Below are 10,506 nucleotides of genomic sequence, written 5' to 3' on the forward strand. Positions count from 1 at the left end.
TTGGAATGACATGGAATTCCTGAATGAAGAGTTTTATAACCCTCAAAAAATGGTGACCGATGTGCATGACATGAATGCGCACCTAATCATATCCATCTGGAATTCGTTTGGTCCGCAGACCAAACCCTACCGGGAACTGGACAGTATTGATGCACTTTTTAACTTTAAAACATGGCCGGAATCAGGTTCTTTTAAATGGCCGCCCAATCCAGATTATCCTTCCGGTGTACGGGTTTATGATCCTTATAATCCCAAAGCCCGCGATATTTACTGGGAATACCTGAATAAGGGTATCTTTTCGCTTGGCATTGACGGTTTCTGGATAGATTCTTCCGAACCTGACCATTTCGACCCAAAACCATCAGACTTTGACAATCAGACTTATCTCGGGTCGTTCCGGAAGGTACGCAATGCTTTTCCGTTAATGACCGTGGGTGGTGTTTACGAGCATCAACGTGAAGTGACTTCAGACAAGCGTGTGTTTATACTTACCCGCTCAGCATTTGCCGGTCAGCAGCGTTATGGAGCCAATACCTGGACAGGCGATGTGGTTGCATCCTGGGAAACCCTGAAAAACCAGATTTCGGCAGGCTTGAATTTCTCGCTCACCGGAATTCCTCATTGGAACAGTGACATAGGAGGGTTCTTCCTTTGGAATTATGACAATCCACTGGAAAATGCAGATTATCGTGAATTATATGCCCGGTGGATCCAGTTTGGTGCATTTTGCCCCATGATGCGCTCCCATGGGGCCGATGCGCCCCGGGAAATATATCGTTTCGGAAAAAAAGGCCAGCCTGTTTATGACGCCATTGAAAAATTCATAAACCTCCGCTACCATTTGCTGCCCTATATTTATTCAACCTCATGGGACGTTTCGGCCAATCAATCAAGCATGATGAGAGCCCTCATGATGGATTTCCCGGATGATAAAACAGCTCTCGGTATCAACGACCAATATATGTTTGGGAAATCATTTTTGGTTTGTCCGGTTACTACATCTATGTATTCAAGGCCCCAAACAAACGGTAGTGATACCACGCTGATTGCTGATTTCAGTTCAGTTAAAACGAAGGAGGTATATCTGCCCGAAGACGCAGATTGGTACGACTTCTGGACGGGACAAAGATTTTTGGGAGGACAAACAATCAAAAAAGAAGTACCTATTGACATCATGCCTTTGTATGTCAAAGCAGGATCAATCATTCCGATTGGCCCCAACGTACAATATGCAGAGGAAAAAGCATGGGACAACCTGGAAATCCGGATTTATGAAGGAGCTGATGGTGAATTTACCCTTTACGAGGATGAAAATGACAATTACAACTACGAAAAAGGCATTTTTTCAACCATCATGTTTAAATGGGACAATGAAAAAAACACGCTGACCATTAAGAATCGTGAGGGATCTTTTCCGGGAATGCTGCAGGAACGGAAATTCAACATTATTAAAGTTTCCTTGGGAAAAGGTGCAGGCCAGAGAACAACGGAGAAGTATGACAAAACAGTGAGCTACGCTGGAAAAAGAATAAATGTCAAACTTTAACCTGATAAACAAATAGAAGAAATACATTAAACAAAAACAAACCAACCTTGGAATCCACATGTGAACCACTGGGTACCAAGCGGTTATTCGAGCTTAAGACCTCGCATCAGGTTGATTGAGCCTTGATAGTAAAGCAACCCCAGGATTTCAAATCACCAAGCGTTTTTGGCCCACTGTAAACAGAAAAACAGCTATGAAAAAATATCAGCACACCAAACGGAGTAAAAGGTTTCGTTCAATTTTATCGGTCTTATTTCTTTTGCTGATTTCTTTTGCATGTACGCAACAAGAACAACCTGCCCGTATCGAAACACTTTTCGACGAGGGAAAAGAAATTGCGTCGAAGGAACTGAGAACCACGGGTGCACCAGCAAAAGTTAAACTTACAGCCGATCGTTCAAAAATTGAGGCAAGCCGCAACGACTTATCGTACGTTAGCGTTGAAATTACAGATGATAAGGGCCATGTAATACCTAATGCTGCGATACCTGTAACTTTTACGGTATCGGGGGTAGGCGAAATTGCCGGTTCGGGCAATGCAAACCCTACTGACATAGAGAGCTTTAACAGCCCGGTTTGCAAAACTTTCCGTGGAAAGGCTCTTGCTATCCTTCGTCCGGTAAAAAACCATAAAAGAGGTACGATTACCTTTATGGCTAAGGCTGATGGTCTGGAAACCGGAGAAGTTATCATTCAGGTTGAATAGTTCTAAGCACACAAAATCAAGGTATATATAGTTTAAAAGCGACATAATGATTAAAAAGATTTATTTAACAACCATTTTTCTTATGGTGCTGGCATTGAATTCTTCTGTCTTAGCCCAAAATGGTGTTCCCGAACAATTTCCAATAGTTCAAACAAAATACACTGCCGACCCGGCACCAATGGTGCACAACGATACGGTATTCCTATACACCAGTCACGATGAGGATGATGCGATGGGCTTCAAAATGCACGATTGGTTGCTTTATTCTTCAACCGACATGGTAAACTGGACTGAGCACGGTGTAGTGGCTTCGTTAGAGGATTTTGATTGGGTTCCTTATGACAATGGGGCCTGGGCAGTACAATGCATTGAGCGCAACGGTAAATTTTATCTCTATTGTCCAATGCCCGGAGGAGTTGGCATTGGTGTTTTGGTGGCCGATAGTCCTTACGGCCCATTTAAAGACCCTATAGGTAAACCTTTAATTCAAAACAGCGACCACGACATTGACCCGACTGTATTAATTGACGATGACGGACAGGCTTACATGTACTGGGGAAATCCCAAAGTATATTACGTAAAGTTAAACGAAGATATGATCTCCTACTCCGGGGACATTATCCAGGAACCAACCACCCCCGATAACTATCAGGAAGGTCCCTGGGTATGGAAACGCGAAGGACATTATTACATGGCCTACGCCTCCACCTGTTGCCCTGAGGGAATTGGATATGCCATGAGCGACTCCCCTACCGGCCCTTGGGAATATAAAGGAATGATTGTGGATGCATCGGAACTAACACGTGGAAATCATCCTGGAATTATCGAATACAAAGGTAAATCGTATTGTTTCGGACACAGTTACGACCTGTTGAAAAAGACGACACCAAAATTCTATGAGCGTCGCTCGGTGGATATGGATGAGATGATTTACAACCCCGATGGCACCATTCAGAATCGCCATTACTGGTCTGTTGAGGGACCAGAGCAAGTAGGGAGCCTGAATCCTTTCAAACGGGTTGAAGCAGAAACAATGGCCTGGAGCGAGGGAGTCAAAACCAGGTTTGAAACTGAGTGGGAAGGAGATTTCGATTGGGCCAGAGGAAAGAAAATTGCAGACCGTTTATTTGTAACAGCTGTTAATCATGGTGATTACATAAAAGTCAGTGGAGTTAATTTTTCTGATGGAGCTGAATCGGTTGAAGTGAGTGTTTCTCCAATTTACGGAGGGATAATTGAGATACGGGCCGATAAAATTGATGGATCGGTGATCGCAACAGTTCAAGTAAATGGGTCCCGCCAAGAGGGTATCTGGAGTACATTTACTGCACAGGCAAATGACATCAAAGGAGTTCATGATGTGTATTTTGTTTTCAAGGGAGAAAAAGACTTGTTTTATTTTGATTGGTGGCAGTTTCATGCAGAGACCTCTTCTGAAAATAACGATTGATATCAGGATCAAAAATCAAGTTATAAACCAATAAAACCACATACCATGAAAATGAATTTCAACTTCAGAAAGCATGTTGCATTACTAAGCATACTGGCTTTTATATCCCTGTTCAATGCAGGTTCAGTATATGCCCAAAAGAACACTTCGGTAAAAATTATCATCAACCCAGATCACAAAGGGCCAGTGATCAACAGGCACATATTCGGTCACTTTGCCGAGCATCTGGGCACCGGAATTTACGGTGGAATATGGGTAGGCCTCGATTCCGAGATTCCCAATACCAGAGGAATCAGAAACGATGTTGTGGAAGCTTTAATTGAACTCAAAGTTCCCAACGTACGCTGGCCGGGCGGGTGTTTTGCCGATCAGTATCACTGGCGCGATGGCATAGGAACGCCTGACGAACGAAATTCAAGAATTAACGTCAGCTGGGGGGGTGCACCCGAACCCAATTCCTTTGGAACCCATGAATATTTCGATTTTTTAAATCAGATCGGCTCAGAAGCATTTGTATCAGCCAATGTTGGATCTGGAACCGTGCAGGAATCAGCAGATTGGCTGGAATATCTTACCGCCACCGGTTCAACACTCGCAGAAGAGAGAGACAGAAATGGTCATCCCGACCCTTATGATGTTGAGTTTTGGGGCATTGGCAACGAAGTTTGGGGTTGTGGAGGACCTTTTACCCCACAGGAGTATATCACCGAACTTAAAAAGTTCGCCACCTTTACCACCAACTACAATACCGATGTAAATACGCAATTCGTGGCTGTAGGCCCCGATTCATTTGATGAATTCAGCTTCGGTTATACAGAAGCCATCATGAAGGCATGGGCCAACAAAACCTGGACCTGGAATATTCAGGGCCTCTCGCTACATAACTATACCCGTGGGGGCTATCCACCAGAAATCCCGGCTACCGACTTTGATGAAAAGCAGTATGCCGAAGTCATTCAGGAAACTCTGGGCATGGATGAATTCATTGCTGAAAACCGAGCCATCATGGACAAGTACGACCCCAACACAGAGGTGTCTATTTTGGTTGACGAATGGGGTGCCTGGTATGCGCCCACTGAAGGAACGAACCCGGGCTTCCTGCAACAGCAAAACTCACAACGCGATGCCATTATTGCAGCTCTGAATTTCAACATCTTTACCCGTCATGCCGAGCGCGTTCATGGTGCCAACATAGCCCAGATGATCAATGTATTACAGGCTGTAATACTGACCGAAGATGAGAAAATGATTCTTACACCGACCTATCATGCTTTTCGGATGTATGTACCATTTCAGGATGCGGCCCGACTGGATATTGAATTTGATGCAGGTAAATATCAGATAGACGATATTGAACTCCCACGAGTGGACGTCATCGCCGCAAAAGGAAAAGATGGTCAGATTTATGTAGCCATCACCAATATTGATCCCAACAACACCGCATCGTTTGAATTACCCATAGAGGGTTTTACTATCAACAACATCAAGGGAGAAACACTTTATGCTTCTGAGATTGATGCCCACAATACCTTTGACAATCCGGACAATGTTGCGCCCAAAAAGATTGACCCAAAAGTGTCCCAAAATAAAATTGCTGTTAATGTACAGCCTCAGTCACTTACTGTGCTCGAAATAAACACAAAAAAATAAATCATTATGAATCTCAAAAAAATAATCCTTGCGTCTTTTTGTGTAGGGACATTTTTCTCAGGCATTGCCCAAAATCCCATCGTGCAAACGTATTATACTGCCGATCCTGCACCCATGGTGTACAAAGGCACCGTTTATGTTTATACTTCTCACGATGAAGATGAAACGGTCGATAATTTCTTTACTATGTACGACTGGCGGTGTTATTCGTCCGATGATATGGTCAACTGGACCGACCATGGTGCAGTAGCGTCCCTGAAGGACTTCGAGTGGATGGATAAAACAAACGGAGCCTGGGCACCACAAGCCATAGAACGAAACGGTAAATTCTATTTCTATGTGCCCATTCACGGCGAAGGGATTTCTGTATTGGTGAGCGATTCACCCACCGGCCCGTTTCATGATCCGCTGGGTCACAGATTAATTGTGGACAGCGATGATGTCTGGACCGATATTGACCCCACCGTTTTTATTGACGATGATGGTCAGGCTTATCTGTATTGGGGAAACCCATCCCTCTTTTATGTGAAACTCAATGAAGATATGATTTCGTACGACCCTGGCATTGGAAAAAAAGGGATTGTTCCGGTAGAAATGGATGCAGAATCATTTGGAGAAAGTGCTTCCAAAGATGGAAGACACCATTCAAATTACACCGAGGGACCATGGATTTATAAACGAAACGACGTGTACTATCTGATTTATGCGGCAGGGGGCATTCCTGAATACATTGCTTATTCCACTGCTCCCACCGCTGAAGGACCATGGACTTACAAAGGCTACATCATGGAAAGAGCTCCTCATCTGGCTTTTACCAATCATCCCGGAATTATTGATTTTAAAGGGAACTCCTATTTCTTCTATCACGATCAGGATTTGTCAGGTGGCGAAGGTTTTAAACGTTCGGTAAGTGTGGAACAATTCGACTATAATGAAGATGGGTCTATCCCCATGATTACGCCAACAAAAGAGGGAGTTAAAGAAAGTGTTGCCAACCTGAATCCTTTCCAAAAAGTGGAAGCCGAAACCATAGCCTGGTCTGAAGGATTGAAAACAAAAACCGACGACACAAACGGAGTTTTTGTCACCAATATCAACAATGGAGATTTCATCAAAGTCCGTAGTGTTGATTTTGCCAAAGGAGCTAAAACATTTAAGGCACATGCGGAAGCTTTGGAAGGAGGAAAAATTGAAATTCGTCTGGATGCAAAAGACGGCCTTCTACTGGGCGTTTGTGAAATATCAGAAACAGAAAACAACTGGCAATCATTCACCACCAAAACAAAAAAACAAAAAGGTGTCCATGATTTATTTCTTGTCTTTAAAGGTGGTGAAGGCGAGTTATTTAATTTTGATTTCTGGGAGTTTAGTAAATAAAAAAGCCTAAACGCAAAGGTGCAAAACATCTATAAATAATTGACCCGCTTCAGGGTCATGCCTTTATATTTGAGAGAAACAGAGCCTGAAGGGCTCTTATGTTTATAGCTTTCATAAAACATACAATATCGACGCTGAAGGTGTCGTATGCTTTGGTGATTGATCAAAATACCTTTTTAATGTAGGTACCGATATTTGTGATGGACCCAAAATAATAACAGTCCGTAAAAAAAGGCCTAAACGCAGAGACGCAATGACGCAAAGTTTTTATTATCAGAGAGTTGAACAGCAACTCCGCCAAATTACAACCAGGTTGTAATCAGGCGTTTGAAATCCCGAAGCTTCGGGATAACGGAGTATTGAAAATAATAACATAGGATTTAAAAAAATATTATCATGAAAAACATCATTTCAGGTATAATAACCTTTTTCTTTTTACTATTCTCTACATCCGCCTATTCGCAGGTGGCAAAGGTAGAAAGCCCTGACGGACAGTTAAAACTAAGTGTCGATATTAAAGCCGGCACTCCGGTTTATTCAGTAACATACCAGGGAAATCCCATGCTGGAAGATTCTCCACTTGGGTTGACCACTAACGAGGGCGACTTCACAACAAGCATGAGCTTTATTGAATCATCCAAAGGAGAAGTGGCGAAGACATATACGCAAGCCAAGATCAAGCACTCGTTTGTGGAATATCAGGCAAATTCATTGAAATGTACCTTTTCCAATGCGGATGACAAGCAAATATCTGTTCTGTTTCAGGTCAGCAACAACGACATTGCTTTTCGCTACGAACTTCCAAAATGGGGCGAAACCAGGGCCTGTGTGGTAGAATCAGAAACAACCGGATTCAGTTTTCCTGCCCAAACAAAAAGCTTTCTGTCTTATATGATGAGGCCGATGGAGGGATTTGCACGCACATCTCCCAGTTATGAGAGTGGTTACCAGGCCAACGTTTCGATGGACAAAAACCAGTCATCGGAAGGGTATGTTTTTCCAGGCTTGTTTGAGGTTGGAGAAAACGGTTGGGTATTGGTGTCAGAAACCGGCGTAAGAAGTACTTATTGTGCTTCTCACCTGAGCAGTTTTAAGGATGGTGTTTACACAGTTGAATATCCCAATCCGGGACAGAACAATGGCTTTGGCAGTACGGGAGCTCAAATCGGACTCCCCGGCGTGACGTCCTGGCGTACCATTACCGTTGGCGAATCCCTGAAACCCATTGTGGAAACAACCATTCCCTGGGACGTTGTGGAACCGCTTTACGAGCCATCTCAGGATTATCAATTTGGTCGAAGTACCTGGAGCTGGATCATCTGGCAGGACAACAGCATGAATTATGACGACCAGGTAAAATATATTGATTTGGCGGCAGCAATGGATTTTGAATTCATTTTGATTGATGCCTGGTGGGATACAAACATTGGGTATGAGAAGATGGAAGAACTTATAAAATACGCTGACGACAAAGGGGTCGGTGTCTTTTTGTGGTACAATTCAAATGGAGCGGCAAACGATGCCTTCCAGACTCCGTTGGATAAGATGAATACCTCCATTGCCCGTAAGAAAGAGATGAAATGGTTGAAAGAAGTCGGCGTGAAAGGTTTAAAGGTGGATTTTCTGGGTGGCGACAAGCAGGAAACCATGCGCACATACGAAAACATTTTGTCAGATGCCAACGATTACGGCCTGATGGTGAATTTTCACGGAGCCACCCTGCCTCGTGGCTGGGAACGGATGTACCCCAACTTTGTAGGGTCTGAGGCAGTTTTGGCCTCTGAAATGCTCGTCTTCGTTCAGGATGTACGTGAAAAAGAAGCATTCTATGCCTCCTTGCATCCATTTATGCGCAACACAGTGGGCAGCATGGAATTCGGCGGGGTTATTCTAAACAAATATCTGAACAAAGGAAACAAGGAAGGACAAAAAAGATTAACCACTGATATTTTCCAGCTGGCAACCGGCGTGCTCTTTCAAAATCCGGTGCAGTTTTTTGCATTGACACCAAACAACCTGACCGACGTGCCCGATTTCGAGCTGGATTTTTTGCGTAATATCCCTACCACCTGGGATGAAACCCGCTTTATCGACGGCTATCCTGGAAAGTACAGCGTTCTTGCCCGCCGAAGTGGTGAGAAATGGTATATCGCAGGAATAAACGCTGAAAAAGAGGTTAAAAAGCTAACGCTTGCACTTCCAATGCTGGCCGGACAGGAAGTATCCTTTTACAACGACAAAAAAGATGGTACGCCTTACATGAAAACAGTTAAGGTTCCTAAAAACGGAAAACTGTCAGTGGACATTCAGCCAAATGGCGGATTTGTTTTGGAAATCAGGGATTAAAAAACATAAGAAAAAGAAGGAGATTAAACTCCCCCTCGGTTCCGATCGAGGGGTGCTTTCTACCCTCCTCCTCGATTCCGATCGAGGGGTGCATTTTGTAACTATTCGCAAATCAACTCCTGTTAACCATGAAATATCTCAGCTTATTCACTGTTGCTCTATTTTTCATCCTTACAGGATGTCAACAGGATATAAAATACAGAGAAACACCCGACGGTATAAACATTGATTTACCTGAAGGAACACTGGGCATATACCCGGCGTCGGATAATGCAGTAAGAATCAGATTATTTAAAGGGTCAGAACCGGAAATTCCCGAATTTATCCTGACGGCCAACAGTCCAACCCCTGTTTTCAAGACAACAGAAACATCATCAGAATTAATAGTTGAACTTAAAGACATTCACGTTATTGTAGATAAAAAAACCGGCCGTTTATCTTATGCTTCCTCAACAGGAGAAATTTTTCTTCAGGAAAAACCGGGAACAAGAAAACTGTCTCCTGATTCGGTGGAAGGAATGCCCTGCTTTATGGCAGAACAAAGTTTTGAATCCCCTGAAAATGAATCTATTTTTGGGCTCGGACAGTTCCAGGACGGTCACTATAATCTGAAAGGAGTTACCCGACGTTTAACGCAGGTCAACTCACAAATCTCCATCCCCTTTATCTATTCCAGCAAAGGATATGGATTGCTATGGCACCAGTATGGCCTTACCGACTATAACCCGACCGACAATTTTATTACTCTCGAAAAACAGGAGCAATCATCCGAAGGAGAGGAACTGGTTGAAGTAACCACTACTGCCGGAACCCAGAAAATCGCTCAGAATCAATCTTTGTACACAGGAAGTTTCAGTGTTCCGGAGGATGGAAAATACTCTGTTTTTCTGGATTTGGGCGATATGGGCAACCGTTATTATGTTATAATCGACGGAAAGCCATACATCGACCAAAGCAATATGTGGTTGCCCCCGACTGCCGGTACAGTGGCAAAATTAGAAAGTGGAGAACACGAGGTGCAGGTAATCTGTAAATCCGACAACTCGCCAAAGTTATCATGGAAGCTCAATGACAACTCCACCACCTTCAGGTCGCCCAATGCCAGGGAACTCGACTACGTGGTTTTTTACGGCCCGTCCGCCGACAGCGTGATTTCTTCTTACCGAAATCTGTCAGGGAATGCGCCTATGTTTCCCAAATGGGCCTATGGGTTCTGGCAGTGCAGGGAACGTTACACTTCCGGCAACCAACTTGTGGAAACGGTCAAAGAATTCCGTAAAAGGAAACTGCCCATGGATGTAATTGTACAGGATTGGCAATATTGGGGTAACAAAGGTTGGGGAGTGCCGCAATTCGATGAAGAAAATAATCCCAACCCGTCCGGACTTATCAGTGAAATTCACGAACAAAATGCACATTTTTGTATTTCAA

The 10,506-nt window shown here is 43.7% G+C and carries 7 protein-coding genes; all 7 read left to right on the plus strand.

All coding sequences use genetic code 11. The features are described from left to right. Positions 1–1,546 (plus strand): TIM-barrel domain-containing protein (locus QZZ43_RS19450; protein ID WP_291862835.1); only part of this gene is annotated, 1,546 nt, incomplete at its 5' end. A 193-nt stretch (positions 1,547–1,739) separates the two neighbouring features. Next, positions 1,740–2,252 carry a hypothetical protein gene (locus tag QZZ43_RS19455; protein ID WP_291862838.1) on the plus strand — a complete coding sequence of 171 codons (513 nt, stop codon included), beginning with the start codon at positions 1,740–1,742 and terminating at the stop codon, positions 2,250–2,252. Between the two features lie 46 nt (positions 2,253–2,298). Beyond that, positions 2,299–3,702, plus strand: coding sequence for a glycoside hydrolase family 43 protein (locus tag QZZ43_RS19460; RefSeq protein WP_291862840.1), 1,404 nt, complete (start codon positions 2,299–2,301; stop codon positions 3,700–3,702). Positions 3,703–3,747: 45 nt separating this feature from the next. Further along, positions 3,748–5,352 carry an alpha-L-arabinofuranosidase C-terminal domain-containing protein gene (locus tag QZZ43_RS19465; protein ID WP_291862842.1) on the plus strand — a complete coding sequence of 535 codons (1,605 nt, stop codon included), beginning with the start codon at positions 3,748–3,750 and terminating at the stop codon, positions 5,350–5,352. A gap of 6 nt (positions 5,353–5,358) precedes the next feature. Further along, on the plus strand, positions 5,359–6,729 hold the full coding sequence (locus QZZ43_RS19470) for a glycoside hydrolase family 43 protein (RefSeq protein ID WP_291862845.1): 1,371 nt from the start codon (positions 5,359–5,361) through the stop codon (positions 6,727–6,729). Between the two features lie 396 nt (positions 6,730–7,125). Then, the gene (locus tag QZZ43_RS19475) at positions 7,126–9,075 is read left to right on the plus strand and encodes a glycoside hydrolase family 97 protein (RefSeq protein ID WP_291862848.1); all 1,950 of its coding nucleotides are present in this window, start codon (positions 7,126–7,128) and stop codon (positions 9,073–9,075) included. Between the two features lie 128 nt (positions 9,076–9,203). After that, a partial coding sequence (locus QZZ43_RS19480; RefSeq protein ID WP_291862851.1) for a TIM-barrel domain-containing protein occupies positions 9,204–10,506 on the plus strand: 1,303 nt, incomplete at its 3' end.

The sequence above is a fragment of the Marinilabilia sp. genome (assembly GCF_016278715.1).
Taxonomy (GTDB): domain Bacteria; phylum Bacteroidota; class Bacteroidia; order Bacteroidales; family Marinilabiliaceae; genus Marinilabilia.

Excerpts from the sequence above, each read along its gene's own strand:
- QZZ43_RS19455 (WP_291862838.1), top strand. The coding sequence starts at position 1,740 with ATGAAAAAATATCAGCACACCAAACGGAGTAAAAGGTTTCGTTCAATT.
- QZZ43_RS19460 (WP_291862840.1), top strand. The coding sequence starts at position 2,299 with ATGATTAAAAAGATTTATTTAACAACCATTTTTCTTATGGTGCTGGCA.
- QZZ43_RS19465 (WP_291862842.1), top strand. The coding sequence starts at position 3,748 with ATGAAAATGAATTTCAACTTCAGAAAGCATGTTGCATTACTAAGCATA.
- QZZ43_RS19470 (WP_291862845.1), top strand. The coding sequence starts at position 5,359 with ATGAATCTCAAAAAAATAATCCTTGCGTCTTTTTGTGTAGGGACATTT.
- QZZ43_RS19475 (WP_291862848.1), top strand. The coding sequence starts at position 7,126 with ATGAAAAACATCATTTCAGGTATAATAACCTTTTTCTTTTTACTATTC.